35 protein-coding genes and 1 pseudogene are annotated in these 21,208 nt (G+C 62.2%); all 36 read right to left on the minus strand.

Annotated elements, in window-relative coordinates; all coding sequences use genetic code 11:
• Positions 1-120: pseudogene (locus tag NKI58_RS33435) on the minus strand (EamA/RhaT family transporter); the annotation flags it as partial.
• 5 nt (positions 121-125) lie between these two features.
• Complete coding sequence (locus NKI58_RS33440; protein WP_352458558.1) at positions 126-1,106, minus strand: RluA family pseudouridine synthase; 981 nt, start codon at positions 1,104-1,106, stop codon at positions 126-128.
• 61 nt (positions 1,107-1,167) lie between these two features.
• Entirely contained in the window at positions 1,168-1,506 is a 339-nt protein-coding gene (locus tag NKI58_RS33445; protein ID WP_254817158.1) for a DUF190 domain-containing protein, read from the minus strand.
• Positions 1,503-1,874, minus strand: a complete 372-nt coding sequence (locus tag NKI58_RS33450; RefSeq protein WP_352458556.1) for a CrcB family protein — start codon at positions 1,872-1,874, stop codon at positions 1,503-1,505. The genes NKI58_RS33445 and NKI58_RS33450 overlap by 4 nt, the downstream gene beginning before the upstream one ends.
• A gap of 125 nt (positions 1,875-1,999) precedes the next feature.
• Positions 2,000-2,386, minus strand: coding sequence for a fluoride efflux transporter CrcB (crcB, locus tag NKI58_RS33455; protein ID WP_352572491.1), 387 nt, complete (start codon positions 2,384-2,386; stop codon positions 2,000-2,002).
• A gap of 31 nt (positions 2,387-2,417) precedes the next feature.
• A complete protein-coding gene (locus NKI58_RS33460) occupies positions 2,418-3,248 on the minus strand; it encodes an aspartyl/asparaginyl beta-hydroxylase domain-containing protein (RefSeq protein WP_352789734.1) in 831 nt (276 codons plus the stop codon).
• Positions 3,249-3,384: 136 nt separating this feature from the next.
• A complete protein-coding gene (locus NKI58_RS33465; RefSeq protein WP_352451042.1) occupies positions 3,385-4,695 on the minus strand; it encodes a replication-associated recombination protein A in 1,311 nt (436 codons plus the stop codon).
• A 43-nt stretch (positions 4,696-4,738) separates the two neighbouring features.
• Positions 4,739-6,226 carry a DegQ family serine endoprotease gene (locus NKI58_RS33470; RefSeq protein WP_352572488.1) on the minus strand — a complete coding sequence of 496 codons (1,488 nt, stop codon included), beginning with the start codon at positions 6,224-6,226 and terminating at the stop codon, positions 4,739-4,741.
• Positions 6,227-6,418: 192 nt separating this feature from the next.
• The gene (gene rplQ / locus NKI58_RS33475) at positions 6,419-6,850 is read right to left on the minus strand and encodes a 50S ribosomal protein L17 (protein WP_023675127.1); all 432 of its coding nucleotides are present in this window, start codon (positions 6,848-6,850) and stop codon (positions 6,419-6,421) included.
• A 43-nt stretch (positions 6,851-6,893) separates the two neighbouring features.
• Complete coding sequence (locus NKI58_RS33480; protein WP_023675128.1) at positions 6,894-7,904, minus strand: DNA-directed RNA polymerase subunit alpha; 1,011 nt, start codon at positions 7,902-7,904, stop codon at positions 6,894-6,896.
• A gap of 104 nt (positions 7,905-8,008) precedes the next feature.
• Positions 8,009-8,398 carry a 30S ribosomal protein S11 gene (gene rpsK / locus NKI58_RS33485; RefSeq protein WP_006205444.1) on the minus strand — a complete coding sequence of 130 codons (390 nt, stop codon included), beginning with the start codon at positions 8,396-8,398 and terminating at the stop codon, positions 8,009-8,011.
• A gap of 139 nt (positions 8,399-8,537) precedes the next feature.
• Positions 8,538-8,906, minus strand: a complete 369-nt coding sequence (gene rpsM / locus NKI58_RS33490) for a 30S ribosomal protein S13 (protein WP_006205445.1) — start codon at positions 8,904-8,906, stop codon at positions 8,538-8,540.
• 198 nt (positions 8,907-9,104) lie between these two features.
• The gene (locus NKI58_RS33495; protein ID WP_023675129.1) at positions 9,105-9,716 is read right to left on the minus strand and encodes an adenylate kinase; all 612 of its coding nucleotides are present in this window, start codon (positions 9,714-9,716) and stop codon (positions 9,105-9,107) included.
• A complete protein-coding gene (gene secY, locus NKI58_RS33500) occupies positions 9,713-11,053 on the minus strand; it encodes a preprotein translocase subunit SecY (protein WP_023675130.1) in 1,341 nt (446 codons plus the stop codon). The genes NKI58_RS33495 and secY overlap by 4 nt, the downstream gene beginning before the upstream one ends.
• A gap of 191 nt (positions 11,054-11,244) precedes the next feature.
• A complete protein-coding gene (rplO, locus tag NKI58_RS33505; protein ID WP_352572484.1) occupies positions 11,245-11,718 on the minus strand; it encodes a 50S ribosomal protein L15 in 474 nt (157 codons plus the stop codon).
• A gap of 22 nt (positions 11,719-11,740) precedes the next feature.
• Positions 11,741-11,938 carry a 50S ribosomal protein L30 gene (rpmD, locus tag NKI58_RS33510; RefSeq protein ID WP_006205449.1) on the minus strand — a complete coding sequence of 66 codons (198 nt, stop codon included), beginning with the start codon at positions 11,936-11,938 and terminating at the stop codon, positions 11,741-11,743.
• A gap of 24 nt (positions 11,939-11,962) precedes the next feature.
• On the minus strand, positions 11,963-12,526 hold the full coding sequence (gene rpsE, locus NKI58_RS33515; RefSeq protein ID WP_006333394.1) for a 30S ribosomal protein S5: 564 nt from the start codon (positions 12,524-12,526) through the stop codon (positions 11,963-11,965).
• Between the two features lie 155 nt (positions 12,527-12,681).
• Complete coding sequence (gene rplR / locus NKI58_RS33520; RefSeq protein WP_023675132.1) at positions 12,682-13,041, minus strand: 50S ribosomal protein L18; 360 nt, start codon at positions 13,039-13,041, stop codon at positions 12,682-12,684.
• An 84-nt stretch (positions 13,042-13,125) separates the two neighbouring features.
• Complete coding sequence (gene rplF, locus NKI58_RS33525) at positions 13,126-13,659, minus strand: 50S ribosomal protein L6 (protein WP_023675133.1); 534 nt, start codon at positions 13,657-13,659, stop codon at positions 13,126-13,128.
• Positions 13,660-13,748: 89 nt separating this feature from the next.
• The gene (gene rpsH, locus NKI58_RS33530; RefSeq protein WP_006205453.1) at positions 13,749-14,147 is read right to left on the minus strand and encodes a 30S ribosomal protein S8; all 399 of its coding nucleotides are present in this window, start codon (positions 14,145-14,147) and stop codon (positions 13,749-13,751) included.
• A gap of 12 nt (positions 14,148-14,159) precedes the next feature.
• A complete protein-coding gene (gene rpsN / locus NKI58_RS33535; protein WP_023675134.1) occupies positions 14,160-14,465 on the minus strand; it encodes a 30S ribosomal protein S14 in 306 nt (101 codons plus the stop codon).
• 27 nt (positions 14,466-14,492) lie between these two features.
• Positions 14,493-15,071 carry a 50S ribosomal protein L5 gene (rplE, locus tag NKI58_RS33540; protein WP_008875670.1) on the minus strand — a complete coding sequence of 193 codons (579 nt, stop codon included), beginning with the start codon at positions 15,069-15,071 and terminating at the stop codon, positions 14,493-14,495.
• A complete protein-coding gene (gene rplX / locus NKI58_RS33545; protein WP_254817150.1) occupies positions 15,064-15,378 on the minus strand; it encodes a 50S ribosomal protein L24 in 315 nt (104 codons plus the stop codon). The genes rplE and rplX overlap by 8 nt, the downstream gene beginning before the upstream one ends.
• 12 nt (positions 15,379-15,390) lie before the next feature.
• A complete protein-coding gene (gene rplN / locus NKI58_RS33550; RefSeq protein ID WP_006205457.1) occupies positions 15,391-15,759 on the minus strand; it encodes a 50S ribosomal protein L14 in 369 nt (122 codons plus the stop codon).
• An 82-nt stretch (positions 15,760-15,841) separates the two neighbouring features.
• Positions 15,842-16,081 carry a 30S ribosomal protein S17 gene (rpsQ, locus tag NKI58_RS33555; protein WP_023675136.1) on the minus strand — a complete coding sequence of 80 codons (240 nt, stop codon included), beginning with the start codon at positions 16,079-16,081 and terminating at the stop codon, positions 15,842-15,844.
• Positions 16,082-16,092: 11 nt separating this feature from the next.
• Positions 16,093-16,293, minus strand: a complete 201-nt coding sequence (gene rpmC, locus NKI58_RS33560) for a 50S ribosomal protein L29 (RefSeq protein ID WP_006205459.1) — start codon at positions 16,291-16,293, stop codon at positions 16,093-16,095.
• Between the two features lie 13 nt (positions 16,294-16,306).
• Positions 16,307-16,720, minus strand: coding sequence for a 50S ribosomal protein L16 (rplP, locus tag NKI58_RS33565; RefSeq protein ID WP_006205460.1), 414 nt, complete (start codon positions 16,718-16,720; stop codon positions 16,307-16,309).
• Positions 16,721-16,747: 27 nt separating this feature from the next.
• On the minus strand, positions 16,748-17,473 hold the full coding sequence (rpsC, locus tag NKI58_RS33570; RefSeq protein ID WP_023675137.1) for a 30S ribosomal protein S3: 726 nt from the start codon (positions 17,471-17,473) through the stop codon (positions 16,748-16,750).
• On the minus strand, positions 17,473-17,862 hold the full coding sequence (gene rplV / locus NKI58_RS33575) for a 50S ribosomal protein L22 (RefSeq protein WP_006205462.1): 390 nt from the start codon (positions 17,860-17,862) through the stop codon (positions 17,473-17,475). The genes rpsC and rplV overlap by 1 nt, the downstream gene beginning before the upstream one ends.
• Before the next feature lie 2 nt (positions 17,863-17,864).
• Positions 17,865-18,143 carry a 30S ribosomal protein S19 gene (rpsS, locus tag NKI58_RS33580; RefSeq protein ID WP_006205463.1) on the minus strand — a complete coding sequence of 93 codons (279 nt, stop codon included), beginning with the start codon at positions 18,141-18,143 and terminating at the stop codon, positions 17,865-17,867.
• Between the two features lie 16 nt (positions 18,144-18,159).
• Entirely contained in the window at positions 18,160-18,993 is an 834-nt protein-coding gene (rplB, locus tag NKI58_RS33585; protein WP_352789730.1) for a 50S ribosomal protein L2, read from the minus strand.
• A 22-nt stretch (positions 18,994-19,015) separates the two neighbouring features.
• Positions 19,016-19,309, minus strand: a complete 294-nt coding sequence (locus tag NKI58_RS33590; protein ID WP_023675139.1) for a 50S ribosomal protein L23 — start codon at positions 19,307-19,309, stop codon at positions 19,016-19,018.
• On the minus strand, positions 19,306-19,926 hold the full coding sequence (rplD, locus tag NKI58_RS33595) for a 50S ribosomal protein L4 (RefSeq protein ID WP_023675140.1): 621 nt from the start codon (positions 19,924-19,926) through the stop codon (positions 19,306-19,308). The genes NKI58_RS33590 and rplD overlap by 4 nt, the downstream gene beginning before the upstream one ends.
• Positions 19,926-20,654 carry a 50S ribosomal protein L3 gene (gene rplC / locus NKI58_RS33600; RefSeq protein ID WP_352789727.1) on the minus strand — a complete coding sequence of 243 codons (729 nt, stop codon included), beginning with the start codon at positions 20,652-20,654 and terminating at the stop codon, positions 19,926-19,928. The genes rplD and rplC overlap by 1 nt, the downstream gene beginning before the upstream one ends.
• Positions 20,655-20,750: 96 nt before the next feature.
• Entirely contained in the window at positions 20,751-21,059 is a 309-nt protein-coding gene (rpsJ, locus tag NKI58_RS33605; protein ID WP_006205468.1) for a 30S ribosomal protein S10, read from the minus strand.
• A 63-nt stretch (positions 21,060-21,122) separates the two neighbouring features.
• Positions 21,123-21,208 (minus strand): EF-Tu C-terminal domain-related protein (locus NKI58_RS33610; protein WP_455749504.1); only part of this gene is annotated, 86 nt, incomplete at its 5' end.

Below are 21,208 nucleotides of genomic sequence, written 5' to 3' on the forward strand. Positions count from 1 at the left end.
ATACGAGATCTTGGCGGCAACGTAGTTCAGGCCCCACGAAAAGGTCAGCCCGACCATGATGGCGGCGGCCGCCAGATCGACCGCGTCACGGCGGTCGAGCGTATCTGTGGCGACGCCCACCGCCGCTAGTCCTCCGCGCTCGCGTCGTCGAAACCGAGCAGGTTCCAGCTCTGGCGCATATGCGGCGGCATCGGTGCGGTGACGTCGACAAAGCCCTTGTCGGGATGCGGGATGACGATGCGGCGCGCGTGCAGATGCAGCCGGTTCTGCATGCCGCCTGGAAAATCCCAATTGGTGTCGGCCTCGAAATATTTGGGGTCGCCGATGATCGGGCAACCGATATGGGCGGCATGGACGCGAAGCTGGTGGGTGCGCCCGGTATAGGGTTCCATTTCCAGCCAGGACAGGGTCTGCGCCGCCTGCTCGACGATGCGGTAATAGGACACGGCGTGATCGGCGCCCTTTTCGCCATGCTTGGCGATGCGCACACGATCGCCGTCGGGCGTCGGTTCCTTGATCAGCCAGGTCGAGATCTTGTCCTCGCGCTTCGGCGGCACGCCCTTGACCAGCGCCCAGTAGGTTTTCTTCGTCTCACGCGCCCGGAACGCTTCGGCGAGCTTCATGGCGGCGAGCCTTGTACGGGCGACAACCAGCACACCCGACGTGTCGCGGTCGAGCCGGTGCACCAGACGCGGCTTCTCGCCCTTCTGGTTGCGCCAGGCTTCCAGCATGTCGTCGACATTGCGGGTGACGCCAGAGCCGCCCTGGACCGCCAGGCCGGCCGGCTTGTTGAAGACGAAGACCTTCGGGTCCTCATGGATCAGCATCTTTGCCAAAACGTCGGCGTCGCCCTGGTTGCGGATCGAATGACCGGTGAGCGGGCTTTCACCTTTCTTGTCGACTTCGAGCGGCGGCACTCGGACCGTCTGGCCGGCTTCGACGCGGGTATCGGCCTTCACCCTGCCGCCGTCGACGCGGATCTGGCCGGAACGCAGCAGCTTCTGCAGATGACCGAAACCGAGACCGGGGAAATGGCTCTTGAACCAGCGGTCGAGCCGCATGCCCGCCTCGCCGGCGTCCACTGTGATCTGTTCAACGCCTGCCATGATTCCAATCGCCGTTTTGCAGGCATCAACGGCATTCGCCGGTACCCGCAATCTCACTCGGTTATTCGTTGTCGGTTCCATATTGCAGAACCTGAACTTTCTCCAGCGTAATCAAACCACTTGTCATGATTGTTTCAAGCACGGGCAGGAAAGCGGCCAATTTTTCCTCGTCATCGACGATCTCGATGACGAGTGGCAGATCCTCCGATAGGCGGAGGATCTTCGTGGTGTGAAGCCGGCTGGAATGGCCGAACCCCATCGCGCCGCGCAGGACGGTCGCGCCGGCGATCTGCATTTCGCGGGCCCTCAGCACGATAACCTCATACAGCGGACGGCCATCTGCCTTGTCGTTTTCGCCGATAAATATGCGCAGCAATTGCGCCTGTGTTGGTATCTTCATTGCCTGGACCCTCTCAGCCGGTTGAGCCGAACTGCAAAGATGTGGCCAAGCCAGACGGCGGCAAGCCAGGCCACCACGGAGATCGCGATATTGAATCCCGCCGCCACAAGCCTCCCGCCTTGCGCGAGGGTGAGTGTTTCAAGGCTGAAAGCGGAGAAGGTCGTCAGGCCGCCGCAGAAGCCGGCCATGAAGAATTGACGTTGCAGCGGACCGGCGAAGACGCGACCATCCGGTCCCGTCAATGTCGCGTAGAAGCCGATGAGGAACGAGCCAACAATGTTGACGAGGAGCGTGCCGAAGGGAAATCCAGCGCCCCACAGGGCAGTGCTCGTCGATGAGGCAAGCGCCCGCAACACACCGCCGATCATGCTGCCTGCGGCTACGGTCGCATAGAGCCGAACCGTTTCGTTGGTTCTGCGACGGCCAATGAGGCGCGCCGCATGCCCTGCCGCGGCAGTGTCCGTCCCGTCGTGGCGGAGCTTCCGCGGGCCGCTCACGGCGCCCCGCCGCCAATCAGAAGACTTCCCGCAGCAAAGCCCAGCGTCACGCCGCCGAGGCTCAGAAAAACCGAAAGCAGCACATTTCCGCCGGCGCGCCGCCATTCGCCCTCGCGCGCCAGCGCCAGCGTCTGCAGGCTGAAGGAAGAGACCGTGGTGTAGCAGCCGAGGCCGCCGGTAACGGTAAAGACCCAGATGGCGGGCATGCCGTCGCGCGCCACCGCATGCGCAACGACACCGATTGCAAACGCTCCCGAGACGTTGACGGCCATAGTGCCCCAGGGAAAGGTCTCGCCGACCCGGCGGGCGACGAAGCCGGACAGGAAGAAGCGGGCCATTGCACCGATCGCGCCACCAAGGCAGACAAGCAACAGATGATACATCGTGCTCCCTCGCGCCGGTCACACCACGGTGTCAGGCGGCTCCGGCCTTCTTCGGCTTGCTGGAGCCGATCATCTTCCAGTTCTTGTAGAACATGGCATTGATGCGCTCGACGCTGACCGAAACGATGGCGAGAAGAGCGGCGATCAGGCCGGGGAATGGCGATGGCCGGATGATGTCCATGAACACGCAGTAGCGGCGCCCATCATATTCGTTGACCGAGCGGTGCAGCAGCGTGTCGTCGAAAATATAGAGCGGATTGTCGTGCCAGTAGTTCCTGGCGTTGTTGCACTCGACGAAAACCTCGGCCTTCGCCGGGAGAAGATTGTAGAGAATGCGCAGGCTGAGCCGCAGCGGTCCGAAATGCCAGGAGGTCGATTCCTTGCCCCTGAACACCGACACGGCGATGGTCTTGATATATTTGAAATCCTTGTTGAATTCGGCGACGTTGTCGATCTTGTGCTTGCCGTACCACTGGTAGACATACATGCCGCGCCGGCCGCTGCCGAAATTGGCGTCGATATCGGCGATGATCTCGTCCTTGCGCGCCTTGAAGACGTCCAGAACCTCGTTGACCTCACGCTGATAGTCCGGAGGAAACTGGTCCAGTTTCCAGACACCGCGGTTTCTGTAGCACAGAAGATCGACCAGCAGATTGAAGGGCGAAAGCAGCCAGGTGAAGATGCCGTTGCCGAGGAAATAACCACTGAACAGCGCCCAGTTCTTGTTGTCATTGCGCAACACGTCGACCAGGCCGAGGACAATGAAAATTGTCGTTAGGATGGGAATGAAATAGAAGCCGAGCGCCAGCAGCGGGATCGCTATGGCGAACTTCCGAAGGGTCTTGCGAGATTTTTTTGTCATTTTTCCACGCGCCAGGCGCGATTCCGTTCTGAATATCGTCGGTACGTTTCTGGCCTGTCCGCCAGCCGAAGGCGCATCTTGATAGGGTTTTTTATCCCGCCAGACAACGGCGATCACACCACTGTGCGGTCGGCAGCTACTTTTCCCGCTCGCTGCGCAGCTTCGCCCAATAATCCAGCCGCTTCCTGATATCGCGCTCGAAGCCGCGCTCTGGCGGGTCGTAGAATGTCTGCCTTCCCATCTTCTCCGGAAAATAGTCCTGGCCGGAAAAAGCGTCGGGCTCGTCGTGGTCGTAGCGATAGCCGGCGCCGTAATCTTCCTGTTTCATCAGCTTGGTCGGCGCATTGAGAATATGCTTGGGCGGCAGCAGCGAACCGAATTCCTTCGCCGCCTGTGTGGCGGCCTTGAACGCGGTATAAACTGCATTGGATTTCGGCGCGGTGGCGAGATAGACGGTCGCCTCGGCGAAGGCCAGTTCGCCCTCGGGCGAGCCCAGATAGTCATAGGCGTCCTTGGCGGCGTTAGCGACGACGAGCGCCTGCGGGTCGGCCAGCCCAATATCCTCCATCGCCATGCGCACCAACCGGCGCCCGAGATAAAGTGGATCTTCGCCGGCGTCGAACATGCGGGCGAGATAGTAGAGTGCCGCGTCGGGGTCGGAGCCGCGCACCGATTTGTGCAAGGCGGAGATCAAATTGTAGTGGCCGTCCTGTCCCTTGTCGTAGATCGGCGCGCGGCGCTGGACGATGCGCTGCAGGGCTTCGGCGCCGAACACCTCCTTTGATTTCGCTGCGCGCCAGACTTCTTCGGCGAGCGTCAATGCCGCGCGGCCGTCGCCGTCGCTCATGCGGATGAGCATCGCCCGCGCGTCTTCATCGAGCGGCAGCGCCCTGCCCTCTGCCTCCTCGGCCCGCGCCAGCAGCTTGGCGATACTGTCCTCGCCGAGTGAGTGAAAGACCAGCACACGCGCGCGCGACAACAGCGCGGCGTTAAGCTCGAAGGACGGATTCTCCGTGGTGGCGCCGACCAGCACGACGGTGCCGTCTTCCATCACGGGCAGAAAACTGTCCTGCTGGGCGCGGTTGAAGCGATGGATCTCGTCGACGAACAGCAGTGTCTGGCGGCCGTTGGAGCGGCGCAGCTTCGCTGCCTCGAACACTTTCTTCAGGTCGGCAACGCCGGAAAACACCGCCGAGATCTGTTCGAAGGCGAGGCTTGTCTCGCCGGCAAGCAGCCGTGCGACCGTGGTCTTGCCGGTGCCGGGCGGGCCCCAGAAGATCATCGAGCCGAGCGAGCCGGAGCCGATCAGCCGCGTCAGCGCGCCATCGGATCCGGTCAGATGCTCCTGGCCGACGACCTCGCCGAGGTTCTTCGGGCGCAGACGGTCCGCCAGCGGCCTGCCGGGCGGCGTCTTTTCCGGTTCATCGACACTGAACAGATCGGCCATGCAACTTCTTCTGCCTGGAGCCCGATCATGCTGACGTTCGGGCTCAGTAACGCAACACTTGGCGCAGTATCTGCCCGCCGCGCTCGACGGTAAAGCGCCACCAGCGCGTATCCTGCTGGGCTACCTGTTCCAAGGTCGCCGCCTTGTCGATCGTCAGGCCATTGACCTCACGCACGATGTCGCCTGGCTGGAAGCCAAAATCGGCAGCAGGCGAATCGCGGTTGATGTCGACCACGGTGACGCCTTTGACATCGGTGCGCAGACCGAGCCGTTGGGCAAGCCGTGGCGACAGTTCAGCAACCTTGGCACCGGAAAACGGGCTGCGGCCGCGCAATGTGAGTTCCGCAGCTTTGGCGCCCTCAGGCGGCCGTTCCAGCGCGATGTCCATCGTCGCCTGCTGACCCTTGCTCAGAACGCCGAAGCTGGCATTCGTACCAATCGACAGCGTCGCCATCCGGTAGTCCAGCGCCCCGACGCTCTCGACCGGCTTGCCGTTGAGCGACAGCACTACGTCGCCCGGCTTGAGCCCTGCCTTGGCGGCGGGTCCCGCCTCTTCGACCGAAGAAACCAGCGCACCGGTCGGTTTGTCGATGCCGAGCGATTCGGCAATCTGCGGCGTCACCGCCTCGAACTCGGCACCGGCATACGGCCGCTCGAAGAAGTCGAGCCCGGCCTTGGCCGCGTCGGCGAAGGCGCGAACCATGTTCGAAGGGATGGCAAAGCCGATGCCGATCGAGCCGCCGCTACGGCTATAGATCGCCGTGTTGATGCCGATCAGCTGCCCTCCCATGTTGACCAGCGCGCCACCGGAATTGCCGGGGTTGATGGCGGCGTCGGTCTGGATGAAGAAGCTGGAATCGGAGACGCCGATATGGCTGCGCGCCACCGCCGAAATAATGCCGCTGGTGGTGGTCTGGCCGACACCGAACGGATTGCCGATCGCCAGCACCAGGTCGCCGACCTCGAGCGCGTCGGAATCGCCGATGGCGATCACCGGAAACGGCTTGTCGGAAGAAATCTTGAGCACGGCGAGATCGAGCGTCTCGTCCTTAAGCAGTACCTTGCTGTCGAATTCGCGCCCATCGGCAGTCGCGACCTTGACCTGGTCGGCGTCCTTGACGACGTGGAAATTGGTGACCACGACGCCGGTCGGATCGACCAGCACCCCCGAACCGAGCGAGGACTGCGCGCGCGGCTGCGAGCGGCCGAAGAACTCCTCGAAGAACGGATCGCCGTCGAAGGGCGACGTCACCTTGGCGGTCTGCGAGGCGTAGACATTGACCACGGCCGGCGCCGTCTGCTTGACCAGCGGCGCGAAGGACAGCTGCACCTCCTCGCGGCCGAACGGCACGCGCTTGTCGGGGCCTGAAGTGGCGTTTTCGCCTTCGACGCCATGCAGCAGATCGGTCAGCACGTCGGACAGACCGGGATCTGGCTTGGCCTCCTCCGCCAGCGCGTGCCTGGCCGCCGGCACGACGGCCAACGCCATCAAGGCGCAGATCAGAACAATGGACAGCCGTTTAACGCGCATTCCGAATCCTCCAAGTCGGGCGCCATTGTCCTGACGATTGTGCAAAATGAAAGGCTAAGCCGCTGAAATCCGATTATTTTGGGTAGTCGCCGCAAAAACCGGTGACAAAACCTCTACCAGCCCGCCCGGTACCTTCGGAAACAGAAAAAGGGGCCCGGAGGCCCCTTTTGAACTTCTCAGGAAAACCGAGCCTTATGCGGCTGCGGCTTCCTCTTCGGTGCCTTCGGCCTCGATGCGGGCACGGTCGCCGGCGCCCTTGGCCGAGGTGTCGCGGTCGACGAATTCGATGACGGCCATTGCGGCATTGTCACCGTGGCGGAAGCCCGCCTTCATGATGCGCAGATAGCCGCCGTTGCGGGTGGCGTAGCGCGGCGCGATGGTATCGAACAGGCGCTTGACGACGCCTTCATTGCCGATCTGGGCAATCACCTGGCGGCGAGCGTGTAGGTCGCCGCGCTTGCCGAGCGTCACCAGCTTCTCAACGATCGGACGCAAATCCTTCGCCTTCGGCAGCGTGGTGAGGATCTGCTCGTGCTCGATAAGCGACACGGCAAGGTTGGCAAACATCGACTTGCGATGGCTTATGCTGCGGGCGAACCGGCGGCCTTTAAATCCGTGGCGCATGGCTCTTCTCCTTCATTGCGGGTTCAAGAGGCTCTCTCAAGCCTCAATATTGGTCTTCGTAACGCTTGGCGAGGTCTTCGATGTTTTCCGGCGGCCAGTCCGGCACTTCCATGCCGAGATGCAGGCCCATCGCCGCCAGGACTTCCTTGATCTCGTTCAGCGACTTGCGGCCGAAGTTCGGGGTGCGCAGCATCTCGGCTTCGGTCTTCTGGATCAGGTCGCCGATATAGACGATGTTGTCGTTCTTCAGGCAGTTGGCCGAACGCACCGAAAGCTCGAGCTCGTCGACCTTCTTGAGCAGCGCCGGGTTGAAGGCAAGCTCGGTAACCTGTTCGGCGGCGACTTCCTTCTGCGGCTCGTCGAAATTGACGAACAGGCCGAGCTGGTCCTGCAGGATGCGAGCGGCGAAGGCCACCGCGTCCTCGCCCGAAATCGAACCGTCGGTCTCGATGGTCATGGTCAGCTTGTCATAGTCGAGAACCTGGCCCTCGCGGGTGTTCTCGACCTTGTAGGAGACCTTCTTGACCGGCGAATACAGGCTGTCGACGGGGATCAGCCCGATCGGCGCGTCCTCGGCGCGGTTACGGTCGGCCGGGACATAGCCCTTGCCGGTATCGACGGTGAATTCCATGCGGATTTCAGCGCCTTCGTCCAGCGTGCAGATGACGTGGTCGGGATTGAGGATCTCGACGTCGCCGACCGTCTGGATGTCGCCGGCGAGAACCGCGCCCGGTCCCTGCTTGCGGACGACCATGCGCTTGGGGCCGTCGCCTTCCATGCGGATGGCGATTTCCTTGATGTTCAAAACGATGTCGGTCACGTCCTCGCGGACGCCGGCGATGGACGAGAATTCATGCAGAACGCCGTCGATCTGCACGGCGGTTACAGCCGCGCCACGCAGCGAAGACAGAAGCACGCGGCGCAGCGCGTTGCCGAGGGTGAGGCCGAAGCCGCGCTCGAGCGGCTCGGCGACCAGCGTGGTCAGCGTCTTCTTCTTCGACGAGAACTCGATCTTGTTCGGCTTGATCAGTTCTTGCCAATTTTTCTGGATCATAGTGCTTTCCTTCCGTTGTCCCGCCACCATCCAATCGTGGCGGGCGACCTGGAATGCCGTGGAGGAGCGCCCTTGAGGCGCTCGCGCGGCCTTCGGTAAATTCTTTAGACGCGGCGCTTCTTGCGCGGGCGGCAGCCATTGTGCGGGATCGGCGTCACATCACGGATCGAGGTAATGGTGAAGCCGGCAGCCTGCAGCGCGCGCAGCGCCGATTCACGACCGGAGCCGGGTCCACAGACCTCGACCTCGAGCATGCGCATGCCGTGTTCCTGGGCCTTCTTGGCCACATCTTCTGCGGCCATCTGGGCAGCGAACGGGGTCGATTTGCGCGATCCCTTGAAGCCCTGGGCTCCGGCCGACGACCAGGCAATCGAGTTACCCTGCGCGTCGGTGATGGTGATCATCGTGTTGTTGAAGGTCGAATTGACGTGGGCAACGCCCGACGAGATGTTCTTGCGTTCGCGACGGCGAACACGAGCGGCTTCCTTGGCCATGATGGTCCTTTCAGTTGATCTCTACACCGCCGTAATGCCAGCGGCTCCACCAGGGAGAAGGCAGTAGGGGAATATGGCAGTAGGGCAGTATGTCTGCCGTTCCTATTGCCTTACTGCCCTACTCCCTTACTGCCCTAAATTACTTCTTCTTTCCGGCAATCGACTTAGCCGGGCCCTTGCGGGTGCGCGCATTGGTATGCGTGCGCTGACCACGAACCGGCAGCGAGCGGCGGTGACGCAGGCCGCGGTAGCAGCCGAGGTCCATGAGTCGCTTGATGTTCATCGACACTTCGCGGCGCAGATCGCCCTCGACCTGATAGTCGCGGTCGATGGTCTCGCGGATCTGCAGCACTTCCGCGTCGGTCAGCTGGTTGACGCGACGCTCGGCCGGGATGCCGACCTTGTCGACGATCTCCTGGGCGAACTTCTTGCCAATGCCGTGAATGTATTGAAGCGCGATGACGACGCGCTTGTTGGTCGGAATATTGACGCCGGCTATACGAGCCATGTTCTTCTCTTCTCCATATAGGCCGGACGAGCCGGCGCTTGAAGTTGCCCCGCGTCCGGTGGAGGCCGGCCCTTGCGGGAGTTTCCAGTTCAAAGCGGCCTGCCTTGCCCTTGCGGACAAGCAAGCCTCATGCCTGATAGGAAGACGGGCCGCCATACCCCAGCGGACCGCTCCAGTCAAGCGCAATCGTTCGATTCTCTAGCCGGCCGCCTGGCCAACTTTCCGGGTCGTCGCCCTGAGCACCGCCTCGATCTGCTGCGTCACCGCATCGATGTCGGCCATGCCATCGACGCCCCTGAGCTTGCCCTTGGCGTAGTAGTAGCCGATCAGCGGCGAGGTTTTCTTGTAATATTCCCTCAAGCGTTCCTCGAACACCGCTGGGCTGTCGTCCTTGCGCACCGGCAGGCCTGCGGCCTTGGCGTCTTCGGCGCGCTTGACGATTCGGCCAACCAGCGCCTTGTCATCGACGACAAATTCGATGACAGCATCGAGCTCCAGTCCGCGATCCGACAGCATTTCCTCAACGGCGTCCGCTTGCACCAGGGTTCGCGGGTACCCGTCAAGGATGAAGCCGTTTGCGCAATCAGCTTGATCGATGCGCTCGGCCACGATGGCGTTGACGATAGCGTCGGACACCAGTTCGCCAGCGTCCATCACCGCCTTGGCGCGCTTGCCGACTTCGGTGCCAGCCTGGACAGCAGCACGCAGCATGTCCCCCGTGGAAAGCTGTGGGATGCCGTGTCGATCTACCAGTCTTAGTGCTTGTGTCCCCTTGCCCGCCCCCGGCGGTCCAAGCAATATCAACCTCATCTGGCCTTTTTCCCCCCGCGCAGCTTCGACTTCTTGATCAGGCCCTCATACTGGTGCGCGATCAGGTGACCCTGAATCTGCGCCACCGTATCGAGCGTTACACTGACCACGATCAGGAGCGAAGTGCCACCAAGGTAGAACGGTACGCCAGTCGCTGAAATCAGGAACTCGGGCAGCAGACACACCAGCACCAGATAAATGGCGCCGACGACGGTGATGCGGGTGAGCACATAGTCAATATAGTCCGCAGTGCGCTCGCCCGGACGATAGCCCGGGATGAAGCCCGAATGCTTCTTGAGCTGGTCGGCGGTGTCCTTCGGATTGAAGACGATCGCCGTATAGAAGAAGGCGAAGAACACGATCATCGCCGCGTAGAAGGCCATATAGAGCGGCTGGCCGTGGCCGAGCGCCGCCAGGATGGTGCTGGCCCATGCAGGCATATTGGTGGTCTGCGAGAAGCCGGCAACCGTTGCCGGAAGCAGCAGCAGCGACGAGGCGAAGATCGGCGGAATGACGCCGGAGGTGTTAAGCTTCAGCGGCAGATGCGAGGTATCGCCCTGGAACATGCGATTGCCGACCTGGCGCTTGGGATACTGGATCAGCAGGCGGCGCTGGGCGCGCTCGAAGAAGACGATCAGCGCGATGACGATGATGGCCAGCACGATGATCGCCAGGATCAGGCCGGTCGACAAGGCGCCGGTGCGGCCAAGCTCCAGCGTGCCGGAGATGGCGCGCGGCAGGCCGGCGACGATGCCGGAGAAGATGATCAGCGAAATGCCGTTGCCGATGCCGCGAGCAGTGATCTGCTCGCCAAGCCACATCAGGAACATGGTGCCGCCGACCAGCGTGACGACGGTAGAGATGCGGAAGAACATGCCGGGATCGTTGACGATGCCGTTGCCGCCCTCAAGCCCGACCGAAATGCCGTACGCCTGAACCAGCGCCAGAAGCACGGTGCCGTAGCGCGTGTACTGGTTGATGATCTTGCGGCCCTGCTCGCCTTCCTTCTTCAGCGCTTCCAGCGACGGAATGACCGAGGTCATCAGCTGCATGATGATGGAGGCCGAGATATAGGGCATGATGCCGAGGGCAAAGATCGCCATGCGCTGCACGGCGCCGCCGGCGAACATGTTGAACATGCCGAGCACGCCCTTGCTCTGCGACGAGAAGGCCTGGGCGAAAGCGTCGGGATTGATGCCGGGCAGCGGGATATAGGTGCCAAGGCGGTAGACGAGCAGCGCGCCGATGGTGAACCAGATGCGCTTCTTCAGATCCTCGGCTTTGGCGAAGGCCGAAAAATTCAGATTCGAGGCTAGTTGTTCAGCAGCCGAAGCCATGCCTGATTCTCCGCTTGGTCACGCTCGATGCCCGCAGCTCAGGCGGCGCGTGTCACCGAAGCTCACGAGATAAGCTCCGGACTGCAAACATGCAAGCGGCCGCGTTGATGCGGCCGCCACATCTGTCAGATCAAAGCACGACCGCAGGCAAAACCGAATTCCACCTTTGCCGGCCGTGCTTCAAATTGCCGTTACTCGGCGGCTGCCTTCTCAGGCAGCTTCACCGAGCCGCCGGCCTTTTCGATCTTCTCGATCGCGGCCTTGGAGGCTCCGGCCACTTCGAAGGCAAGCTTGGCCTTGATGTCGCCGTCTGAAAGGATGCGCACGCCGTCCTTGACGCGACGGATGACACCTGCCGCAACCAGCGCCTCGGCTGTTACAACTGTCTTAGCGTCGAGCTTCTTGGCATCGAGCGCCGCCTGGATGCGGGCCAGCGACACGACGGTGAAGCTCTTGGCGAAGATATTGTTGAAGCCGCGCTTCGGCAGGCGGCGGTAGAGCGGCATCTGGCCACCCTCGAAGCCGTTGACGGCGACGCCGGAGCGCGCCTTCTGGCCCTTGACGCCGCGACCGGCGGTCTTGCCCGAACCGGAACCGATGCCACGGCCGAGACGCTTCTTGGAGTGCGTCGCGCCGTCCTTGTCACGCAGATCATTGAGTTTCATCTGGGTTCTCCTGCGCTCTGGCTCAGCCCTCGTCCACGACGCGGACGAGATGCTGGACGGCAGCGATCATGCCGCGCACCGAGGGCGTATCCTCCAGCGTGCGCTGCTTGTGCATCTTGTTGAGGCCGAGGCCGACCAGCGTTGCGCGCTGCTCCTTCGGCCGGCGGATCGGCGAACCGATCTGCTCGACGGTGATGGTCTTGGTTGCTTTCTTGGCCATGGTCAGATCCCTGGTCAGCGTCGACTATTCTTCAGCCGCAACGGCGGTGCCGCGGCGGGCCTGAAGGGTCGAATACTTGATGCCGCGCGCGGCAGCCACATCCTTCGGATGCATCTGGCTCTTCAGCGCGTCGAAAGTGGCGCGCACCATGTTGTAGGGGTTCGAAGAACCCATCGACTTGGCGACCACGTCATGCATGCCGAGCGTCTCGAAAACGGCGCGCATCGGGCCGCCGGCGATGATGCCGGTACCTTGCTTGGCGGCGCGCAGCAGAACGCGTCCCGCGCCCCAGCGTCCCTCGACGTCGTGGTGCAGCGTGCGGCCTGAGCGCAGCGGCACGAAGATCATGTCGCGCTTGGCCGATTCGGTCGCCTTGCGGATCGCCTCCGGCACTTCGCGCGCCTTGCCGTGGCCGAAGCCGACGCGGCCCTTCTGGTCGCCGACGACGACAAGTGCCGCAAAGCCGAAGCGCCGGCCGCCCTTGACGACTTTGGCGACACGGTTGATGTGGACGAGCTTGTCGACCATGCCGTCGTCGCGCTCTTCGCGATCACGGCCGCGGCCGCCATCCCTACGTTCCTGTGCCATATCCTGTTCCTTGTTTTTTTCCGGAAGCACGGTTGATGATGATATCCGGCACCTCTGCGGGTCGCCGGGGGCGAAAACTCTTTTTTCCTTCGCATGATCTTATCCGAAAAGTCTGCAACTTTTTGCTGCGCTGACCTTCGGTTCGGGATCATGCTCTAGAAGCTCAGACCACCTTCACGGGCAGCCTCGGCCAGCGCCTTGACGCGGCCGTGGTAGATATAGGCGCCGCGGTCGAAGACGACTTCCTTGACGCCGGCCTTCGAGGCGCGTTCGGCGATCAGCTTTCCGATGGCAGCTGCAGCCGCGGTGTCGGCGCCGGTCTTGAGCGAGCCCTTGAGCTCCTTCTCGAGCGTCGAAGCAGCCGCGATGGTGTGGCCCTTGGCGTCGTCGATCACCTGGACATAGATGTTCTTCGACGTGCGATGGACCGACAGACGCGGACGATCGCCGGCAACCTTCTTGATCTGGCGGCGGACGCGCTGGGCGCGGCGTTGGGTGGATTCTTTCGAGCCCATGATATCAGTTCCTTGCCTTCAAAAACGGGGGCAACCATATGCGGTAGGACGAGCCTCCCGCGACCGCTCCCCGCGGCGTTAAAATTACTTCTTCTTGCCTTCCTTGCGGACGATCTTCTCGCCAGCATAGCGAACGCCCTTGCCCTTGTAGGGCTCGGGGCTGCGATACTCGCGGATCTCGGCGGCGACCTGGCCGACCTGCTGCTTGTCGATGCCGGTCACCGTGATTTCCGTCGGCTTCGGCACCGAAATCGTCACGCCCTGCGGCGTCTCGTAGACGACGTCATGGCTGAAGCCGAGCGCCAGCTGCAGGTTCTTGCCTTGCATGGCGGCACGATAGCCGACGCCGGTGATCTCGAGCTTCTTTTCGAAGCCGTCCTTGACGCCCTGCAGGATGTTGACGATCTGCGTGCGTGACATGCCCCACTTGGAACGGGCAGTCTTGGTCTGGTCGCGCGGCTGGACAGCGATCTCGCTGCCTTCCATCTTGACCAGCACTTCGTCGTTCACCACGAACTTCAGCTCGCCCTTCGGACCCTTCGCCGTCACGGTCTGGCCGTTGACGGTCGCGGTCACGCCCTGCGGCAGCGAAACGGGTTTCTTTCCAATACGAGACATTTTGTTGTCCTCGTCACTTCTCTTGTTTCAGGTCTCGGCTTTCGGGACTAGATCCCGAAAACCTGTTTCCAACCGGGTCACATACCAGATCAGAAGATCTGGCAGAGGATTTCCCCGCCGACATTCTGTTCACGCGCTTCGTGGTCGGCCATCACGCCCTTCGGCGTCGAAAGGATGGCGATGCCGAGGCCGTTGGCGACGTGCGGTATCGACTTGGCCGAAACGTAGACGCGGCGGCCGGGCTTCGAGACCCGAGCGATTTCGCGCACCACCGGCGCACCATCGAAATACTTCAGCTCGATCTCGATTTCGGACTTGCCGTTGTCGAAGTCGGTCTGGCTGTAGTCGCGGATATAGCCTTCCGCCTTCAGCACGTCGAGGACGCGGGTACGCAGGCGCGAGGCCGGCGTCGAAACGCTCGACTTCTTGCGGCCATACGCGTTGCGGATGCGGGTCAGCATATCGCCGAGAGGATCGCTCAATGACATGTTATGTCCTCCTTACCAGCTCGACTTGACCAGGCCCGGGATCTGGCCGTTATTGCCGAGATCACGAAGCGCGATACGCGATACTTTGAGCTTGCGATAATAGGCACGCGGACGTCCGGTGACTTCGCAGCGGTTGCGGATGCGGGTCTTGGCCGAGTTGCGCGGCAGCGCCGAAAGCTTCAGCTGGGCGCGGAAGCGCTCTTCCATCGGCTTGGACTGATCCATGATGATCGCCTTGAGCACCTTGCGCTTGGCAGCGAACTGGTCCGCAAGCTTGCGGCGCCTGTTGTTCTTCTCGACTGAGCTGGTCTTTGCCATTTCAGATTTTTCCTTTTCTCGCTGCCGTTACTGGCGGAAGGGGAAGTTGAAGGCCTTGAGCAATGCCCTGGCTTCGTCGTCCGTCTTCGCAGTCGTACAAACGATGACGTCCATGCCCCAGATCTGATCAACCTTGTCGTAGTTGATCTCCGGAAACACGATGTGTTCCTTGATGCCCATGGCATAGTTGCCACGGCCATCGAAGCTCTTCGGATTAAGTCCGCGAAAGTCGCGGACGCGCGGCAGTGCGATGTTCACGAGGCGGTCGAGGAACTCGTACATGCGTTCCTTGCGCAGCGTGACCTTGGCGCCGATCGGCATCTTCTCGCGGACCTTGAAGCCGGCGATCGAGTTGCGGGCGCGCGTGACGACGGCCTTCTGGCCGGCGATCATCGCAAGGTCTTCCGCCGCGATCGAAGGCTTCTTCGAATCGCCAGTCGCCTCGCCGACGCCCATGTTCAGCACGATCTTGTCGATGCGCGGAACCTGCATCTCGTTCTCGTAGCCGAACTGCTCCTGCAGCGCCTTGCGGATGGTCTCGTTGTAGACCTGCTTGAGGCGCGGCGTGTTCTGGGCAGTTGCCTGCTTGGTTTGAGCCTTAGCCATTGATGACTTCTCCCGAGCGCTTGGCGACGCGCACCTTCTTGCCGTCCTTCTGGAAGATGAAGCCGACGCGGGTCGGCTTGCCATCCTTGGGGTCGGCCAGCGCGATGTTCGACAGCTGGATCGGCGCTTCCTTGGTGATGATCCCGCCCTCTTGGGACTGGGACTGCTTCTGGTGACGACGGATCAGGTTGACGCCGCGCACCAGCGCGGTGTCGTCCTTCGGCTGTACCGAGAGGACTTCGCCCGAACGGCCCTTGTCCTTGCCGGCCAGCACGACGACCTTGTCGCCTTTTCTAATCTTCTGCATTGGTCCGGCTCCTTACAGCACTTCAGGCGCGAGCGAGATGATCTTCATGTGGTTCTTGGCGCGGAGTTCGCGCGGAACCGGTCCGAAGATACGCGTGCCGATCGGCTCTTTCTTGTTGTCGACGAGAACGGCTGCGTTCTTGTCGAAACGGATCACGCTGCCGTCCGGGCGGCGGATGTCCTTGGCCGTGCGTACCACGACCGCCTTCATCACATCGCCCTTCTTGACGCGGCCGCGCGGGATGGCTTCCTTGATCGACACCACGATGATGTCGCCCACGGAAGCGTATTTCCGCTTCGAGCCGCCCAGCACCTTGATGCACATGACACGACGGGCGCCGGAATTATCCGCGACGTCGAGGTTTGTTTGCATCTGAATCATGACTGGCCGCCTTCTTCTTTTCTAACGGGACGGGTCTCTCACCCCTCCCCGGTCTGTCCAAAATTCGTTTCGTTGGCCCTGATCAGGCCTGGTCCGAAGACACCACGACCCAGCGCTTGTCCTTGGAAATCGGCTTCGATTCCTGGATGAACACCTGATCGCCGACCTTGTGGGCGTTGTTCTCGTCGTGCGCCTTGTACTTCTTGGTCATGCGCACGGTCTTCTTCATCACGGGATGCGTGAAGCGCCGTTCGACCTTGACGACAACCGTCTTCTCGTTCTTGTCGCTGACGACGGTGCCCTGCAGAATGCGCTTTGGCATGGTTTTCGTCCTTAAGCCTTCTTGGCCGCGGACTTTTCCGCAGCGATGGTCTTGATACGCGCAATGTCCTTGCGGACCTGCCTCACGCGCGCGGTCTTCTCAAGCTGGCCGGTGGCCTTCTGGAAGCGCAGGTTGAACTGCTCCTTCTTCAGGCTGGCCAGGTCGTCGGTCAGCTGGTCCTGGGTCTTGGTCCGGATGTCTTCGGCTTTCATGATCAGCCCGTCCTTATTCTGCGATGCGCTGTACGAAGCGCGTCCTGACCGAGAGCTTGGCCGCGCCGAGACGCAGCGCCTCACGGGCGGTTTCCTCGTTGACGCCGTCGATCTCGAACATGATGCGGCCCGGCTTGACGCGTGCCGCCCAGTAGTCGACCGCGCCTTTGCCCTTACCCATACGGACTTCGGTCGGCTTCGACGTCACCGGCACGTCCGGGAAGATACGGATCCACACGCGGCCGGCACGCTTCATCTCGCGGGTGATCGCGCGGCGGGCCGCCTCGATCTCACGCGCGGTGACGCGGTTCGGCTCAAGCGCCTTCAGCCCGAAACCACCGAAATCCAGGTTGGTGCCGCCCTTGGCGGTACCGTGGATGCGGCCCTTGAACTGCTTGCGGAACTTTGTGCGCTTTGGCTGCAGCATCGTTCTAACTCCAAATTCCTAAATGTCTTACGCGTTTTCGCGACGGCGACCGCGTTCGCGCTCACCACCACCGCCATGCGCATGATCGCCCTCAGTGGCGCGGCGCTCCGAAGCCATCGGGTCGTGCTCGAGGATCTCGCCCTTGAACACCCAGACCTTGACGCCGCAGATGCCGTAGGCCGTATTCGCCTCGGCCGTGCCGTAGTCGACGTCGGCACGCAGCGTATGCAGCGGCACGCGGCCTTCACGATACCATTCCATGCGCGCGATCTCGGCGCCGCCGAGACGGCCGGCGCAGTTGATGCGGATGCCTTCGGCACCGAGGCGCATCGCCGACTGCACGGCACGCTTCATGGCGCGGCGGAACGCGATGCGGCGCTCGAGCTGCTGGGCGATCGACTGGGCGACCAAGGTCGCGTCGATCTCCGGCTTGCGCACTTCGACGATGTTCAGATGCGTCTCGGACTTGGTCATCTCCATCAGCTTCTTGCGAAGCTTCTCGATGTCGGCGCCCTTCTTGCCGATGATCAGGCCCGGACGCGCCGCATGGATGGTGACGCGGCACTTCTTGTGCGGACGCTCGATCACGACCTTCGAGATCGCAGCCTGCTTGAGTTCCTTCTCAAGATATTTGCGGATCTTGATGTCCTCGTGCAGCAGTTTGCCGTACTCGCCGGTGTTCGCGAACCAGCGCGAATCCCAGGTGCGGTTGATGCCGAGACGCAGACCGATCGGATTGACTTTCTGGCCCATTATGCGGCCTCCCCTTTTTCTTCGACTTCACGAACGACGATCGTGAGGTGCGAGAACGGCTTCTCGATACGGCTGGCGCGACCACGGCCACGGGCATGGAACCGCTTCATGACGATCGACTTGCCGACATAGGCTTCCGCCACGATCAGCGCATCGACGTCGAGGTCGTGGTTGTTTTCCGCGTTGGCGATCGCCGATTCCAGCGTCTTCTTGACCGTGCCGGAAATCCGCTTGGCCGAGAATTCGAGGTCGGAAAGCGCTGTCGCGACCTTCTTGCCGCGGATCAACGCGGCAACCAGGTTCAGCTTCTGCGGGCTGATACGGATCGTGCGCAACACGGCGCGCGCTTCGTTGTCAGCAAGCCTGCGCGGAGCTTTGGCCTTGCCCATGATTATTTCCTCTTCGCCTTCTTATCCGCGCCGTGACCGTAATAGGTCCGGGTCGGAGCGAATTCACCGAACTTGTGACCGACCATGTCCTCGTTCACCGAGACGGGAACGTGCTTCTGGCCGTTGTAGACACCGAAGGTGAAGCCGACGAACTGCGGCAGGATGGTGGAGCGACGGCTCCACATCTTGATCACCTCATTGCGACCACCTTCACGAACCTTGTCCACCTTCTTCAGAAGGTAGCCGTCGATGAAGGGGCCTTTCCAAATCGAACGAGTCACTTGGCGTTACCTCTTCTTAGCTCTTGCGCTGATGGCGCGAGCGCAGGATGAACTTGTCGGTCGCCTTGTTGGACCGCGTCTTCTTGCCCTTGGTCGGCTTGCCCCAGGGCGAAACCGGATGGCGGCCACCCGAGGTGCGGCCTTCGCCGCCGCCATGTGGATGGTCGACCGGGTTCATGGTCACGCCGCGATTGTGCGGACGTTTGCCGCGCCACACGGTGCGGCCTGCCTTGCCGTCATTGATGTTGCCATGGTCCGGGTTGGACACGGCGCCGACAGTGGCCATGCAGGAGCCGTGGACGACACGCTGCTCGCCCGAATTGAGGCGCAGGATCGCCATGCCCTGGTCGCGGCCGACGAGCTGGCCATAACCGCCGGCCGAACGGGCGACCTGAGCGCCCTTGCCGGGCTTCAGCTCGATATTGTGGACGATCGTACCGACCGGCATCGAGGCCAGCGGCATCGCATTGCCCGGCTTCACGTCGACCGATTCACCGGCCACGATCTTGTCGCCGGGAGCCAGACGCTGCGGGGCGATGATGTAGGACAGCTCGCCATCGTCATACTTGATCAGCGCGATGAAGGCGGTGCGGTTCGGATCGTATTCGATACGCTCGACCGTGCCGACGATGTCGAACTTGCGGCGCTTGAAGTCGATGATACGGTAGGTGCGCTTGTGACCGCCGCCGATGAAGCGGGCCGTGATGCGGCCGTAATTGTTGCGGCCGCCCGACTTGGTCAGGCCTTCAGTCAGGCCCTTGACGGGCTTGCCCTTGTAGAGGCCCGAGCGGTCGACGATGACCAGCTGACGGGTGCTCGGCGTTACCGGGTTGAATTTTTTCAGTGCCATTGTTCTGTCCTCGCGACCTTGCTCAGAGACCCGTCGCGACGTCGATCGACTGGCCTTCGGCCAGCGTCACAACCGCCTTCTTGACGTCGCTCTGGCGGCCGATCGTGCCGCGGAAGCGCTTGATCTTGCCCTTGCGGACAAGCGTGTTCACGGCCATCACCTTGACGCCGAACAGCGCTTCGACGGCGGCCTTGATTTCCGGCTTCGACGCCTTCTTGGCGACATTGAAGACGACCTGGTTCTGCTCGGAAGCCATGGTCGACTTTTCGGTGATCGCCGGCGAGACGATCACGTCGTAATGACGAAGGTCGGTCATTTGAAGCGCTCCTCGAGAGCCTCGACGGCGGCCTTGGAAAGGACCAGCGTGCCGCGGCGCAGAATGTCGTAGACGTTGATGCCCTGGATGGGCAGCACGTCGATGTTCGGGATGTTGGTCGCCGCCAGCTTGAAATTCTTGTCAAGCTCGGCGCCGCCGATCACCAGGGCGTTGCTCAGGCCCAGCGTCGCGAAATTCGCGATCAGTGCCTTGGTCTTGGCCTCGGTCAGCTTCAGCTCGTCGATGATGATGATCGACGCGCTCTTGGCCTTGGCCGACAGGGCATGCTTGAGGCCGAGTGCACGCACCTTCTTCGGCAGATCGTGCTCGTGGCTGCGAACGACCGGGCCATGGGCCTTGCCGCCGCCGCGGAACTGCGGAGCGCGAGCCGAATGGTGACGGGCGCGGCCGGTACCCTTCTGCTTGTACATCTTGGCGCCGGTGCGGGCGATTTCCGCGCGACCCTTGGCCTTGTGGGTGCCCTGCTGCTTCTTGGCAAGCTGCCAGCGCACGACGCGCTGCAGGATGTCCTCGCGCGGATCAAGGCCAAAAATCTCTTCGGAGAGCTTCAGCTTGCCGGCGTCCTTGCCGCCAAGCGTTGTAATCTTGAGGTCCATTATTCCGCTCCCTCTGTGGCCCGGGCCTCGTTCGTGGCGGCACCGTCAGTCGCAACGGCGCGGATCGCGGCGGGCTTCGGCGCATTGGCCGGAAGCGCCACCTTGGCCGCGTCGCGGACCAGGATCCATGCACCCTTCGAACCCGGGACCGCACCGCGGATCAGGATCAGGCCGCGATCGGCGTCGGTCGAGACGACCTCGACATTCTGCGTGGTGACGCGGGTGTCGCCCATGTGGCCGGCCATATGCTTGCCCTTGAACACCTTGCCCGGATCCTGGCGCTGGCCGGTCGAGCCGTGTGTACGGTGCGACACCGAGTTGCCGTGCGTCGCGCGGCCGCCACCCATGTGGTGCCGCTTGATGACGCCCTGGAAGCCCTTGCCGATCGTGGTCCCCGTCACATCGACCTTCTGGCCGACGACGAAGTGCTCGACGGTGATCTCGGCGCCAACATCGATCATGTTGTCGGCGGAGACGCGGAACTCGGCAACCTTGGCCTTGGGCTCGACGGAAGCGGTCGCGAAATGGCCGCGCATCGCCTTCGACGTGTTCTTCACCTTGGCAAGGCCAACGCCGAGCTGGACGGCGGTATAGCCGTTCTTCTCCTGCGTGCGCTGCGCCACGACCTGGCAGTTCTCCATCTGGAGAACAGTGACGGGAACATGTTCCCCGGCATCGTTGTAGATGCGGGTCATTCCCACCTTCTTTGCAATCACACCTGAACGCATCGGTTCAATTCCTTTAGAGTTCCCTGTCGGGGCTGTCGCCCCTCCACGCCTCTTGTTCCTTCAGAGTTCCGGGTCGCCCCGCTGACCTCTGGTTCCTTAGAGCTTGATCTCGACGTCGACACCGGCGGCCAGGTCGAGCTTCATCAAAGCATCGACCGTCTGCGGGGTCGGGTCGACGATGTCGAGCAGACGCTTGTGCGTGCGCATCTCGAACTGCTCGCGGCTCTTCTTGTCGACGTGAGGCGACCGGTTGACCGTGAACTTTTCGATCCGCGTCGGCAGCGGAATGGGGCCGCGGACGTTGGCGCCGGTGCGCTTGGCGGTCGACACGATTTCCCGTGTCGAGGCGTCGAGCACCCGGTGATCAAACGCCTTCAGGCGGATGCGGATATTCTGTCCGTTCATGCGTCACTTCCTTGTTCTGGCGCGGCGCGGGCAGCGCCCGCGACAGATCGGTTTAAGTCCAAATTACTCTTTGATGGTGACGACGATGCCGGCACCGACGGTGCGGCCGCCTTCACGGATGGCGAAGCGCAGCTTCTCTTCCATGGCGA

The organism is Mesorhizobium sp. M0522, assembly GCF_040321085.1.
Lineage (GTDB): Bacteria > Pseudomonadota > Alphaproteobacteria > Rhizobiales > Rhizobiaceae > Mesorhizobium.

What these genes read in the sequence shown, in the direction of transcription:
- rplB (WP_352789730.1), bottom strand. Translation starts at nt 18,993, where the DNA reads ATGGCACTGAAAAAATTCAACCCGGTAACGCCGAGCACCCGTCAGCTG.
- NKI58_RS33450 (WP_352458556.1), bottom strand. Translation starts at nt 1,874, where the DNA reads ATGATCGGCGGTGTGTTGCGGGCGCTTGCCTCATCGACGAGCACTGCC.
- rplQ (WP_023675127.1), bottom strand. Translation starts at nt 6,850, where the DNA reads ATGCGCCACGGATTTAAAGGCCGCCGGTTCGCCCGCAGCATAAGCCAT.
- rplN (WP_006205457.1), bottom strand. Translation starts at nt 15,759, where the DNA reads ATGATTCAGATGCAAACAAACCTCGACGTCGCGGATAATTCCGGCGCC.
- crcB (WP_352572491.1), bottom strand. Translation starts at nt 2,386, where the DNA reads ATGTATCATCTGTTGCTTGTCTGCCTTGGTGGCGCGATCGGTGCAATG.
- rplX (WP_254817150.1), bottom strand. Translation starts at nt 15,378, where the DNA reads ATGCAGAAGATTAGAAAAGGCGACAAGGTCGTCGTGCTGGCCGGCAAG.
- rplV (WP_006205462.1), bottom strand. Translation starts at nt 17,862, where the DNA reads ATGGGCAAGGCCAAAGCTCCGCGCAGGCTTGCTGACAACGAAGCGCGC.
- rpsK (WP_006205444.1), bottom strand. Translation starts at nt 8,398, where the DNA reads ATGGCCAAGGAAGCCGCTCGTGTTCGCCGTCGCGAACGCAAGAACATC.
- NKI58_RS33470 (WP_352572488.1), bottom strand. Translation starts at nt 6,226, where the DNA reads ATGCGCGTTAAACGGCTGTCCATTGTTCTGATCTGCGCCTTGATGGCG.
- rpsQ (WP_023675136.1), bottom strand. Translation starts at nt 16,081, where the DNA reads ATGCCAAAGCGCATTCTGCAGGGCACCGTCGTCAGCGACAAGAACGAG.
- rpsC (WP_023675137.1), bottom strand. Translation starts at nt 17,473, where the DNA reads ATGGGCCAGAAAGTCAATCCGATCGGTCTGCGTCTCGGCATCAACCGC.
- rpsN (WP_023675134.1), bottom strand. Translation starts at nt 14,465, where the DNA reads ATGGCAAAGACCAGCTCAGTCGAGAAGAACAACAGGCGCCGCAAGCTT.
- rpmC (WP_006205459.1), bottom strand. Translation starts at nt 16,293, where the DNA reads ATGAAAGCCGAAGACATCCGGACCAAGACCCAGGACCAGCTGACCGAC.
- rplE (WP_008875670.1), bottom strand. Translation starts at nt 15,071, where the DNA reads ATGGCTAAGGCTCAAACCAAGCAGGCAACTGCCCAGAACACGCCGCGC.
- rplD (WP_023675140.1), bottom strand. Translation starts at nt 19,926, where the DNA reads ATGGACCTCAAGATTACAACGCTTGGCGGCAAGGACGCCGGCAAGCTG.
- rplR (WP_023675132.1), bottom strand. Translation starts at nt 13,041, where the DNA reads ATGGGCTCGAAAGAATCCACCCAACGCCGCGCCCAGCGCGTCCGCCGC.
- NKI58_RS33445 (WP_254817158.1), bottom strand. Translation starts at nt 1,506, where the DNA reads ATGAAGATACCAACACAGGCGCAATTGCTGCGCATATTTATCGGCGAA.
- rpsE (WP_006333394.1), bottom strand. Translation starts at nt 12,526, where the DNA reads ATGGCACAGGAACGTAGGGATGGCGGCCGCGGCCGTGATCGCGAAGAG.
- rpsM (WP_006205445.1), bottom strand. Translation starts at nt 8,906, where the DNA reads ATGGCTCGTATAGCCGGCGTCAATATTCCGACCAACAAGCGCGTCGTC.
- rpmD (WP_006205449.1), bottom strand. Translation starts at nt 11,938, where the DNA reads ATGGCCAAGAAAGCAACCAAGACCATCACCGTCGAGCAGATCGGTTCG.
- rpsJ (WP_006205468.1), bottom strand. Translation starts at nt 21,059, where the DNA reads ATGAACGGACAGAATATCCGCATCCGCCTGAAGGCGTTTGATCACCGG.
- NKI58_RS33480 (WP_023675128.1), bottom strand. Translation starts at nt 7,904, where the DNA reads ATGATCCAGAAAAATTGGCAAGAACTGATCAAGCCGAACAAGATCGAG.
- rplO (WP_352572484.1), bottom strand. Translation starts at nt 11,718, where the DNA reads ATGAAACTCAATGATCTGCGTGACAAGGACGGCGCGACGCACTCCAAG.
- NKI58_RS33440 (WP_352458558.1), bottom strand. Translation starts at nt 1,106, where the DNA reads ATGGCAGGCGTTGAACAGATCACAGTGGACGCCGGCGAGGCGGGCATG.
- rplC (WP_352789727.1), bottom strand. Translation starts at nt 20,654, where the DNA reads ATGCGTTCAGGTGTGATTGCAAAGAAGGTGGGAATGACCCGCATCTAC.
- rplF (WP_023675133.1), bottom strand. Translation starts at nt 13,659, where the DNA reads ATGTCTCGTATTGGAAAGAAACCCGTTTCGCTGCCGCAGGGCGTGACC.
- secY (WP_023675130.1), bottom strand. Translation starts at nt 11,053, where the DNA reads ATGGCTTCGGCTGCTGAACAACTAGCCTCGAATCTGAATTTTTCGGCC.
- rpsH (WP_006205453.1), bottom strand. Translation starts at nt 14,147, where the DNA reads ATGTCATTGAGCGATCCTCTCGGCGATATGCTGACCCGCATCCGCAAC.
- NKI58_RS33590 (WP_023675139.1), bottom strand. Translation starts at nt 19,309, where the DNA reads ATGACCGACCTTCGTCATTACGACGTGATCGTCTCGCCGGCGATCACC.
- NKI58_RS33460 (WP_352789734.1), bottom strand. Translation starts at nt 3,248, where the DNA reads ATGACAAAAAAATCTCGCAAGACCCTTCGGAAGTTCGCCATAGCGATC.
- NKI58_RS33465 (WP_352451042.1), bottom strand. Translation starts at nt 4,695, where the DNA reads ATGGCCGATCTGTTCAGTGTCGATGAACCGGAAAAGACGCCGCCCGGC.
- NKI58_RS33495 (WP_023675129.1), bottom strand. Translation starts at nt 9,716, where the DNA reads ATGAGGTTGATATTGCTTGGACCGCCGGGGGCGGGCAAGGGGACACAA.
- rplP (WP_006205460.1), bottom strand. Translation starts at nt 16,720, where the DNA reads ATGCTGCAGCCAAAGCGCACAAAGTTCCGCAAGCAGTTCAAGGGCCGC.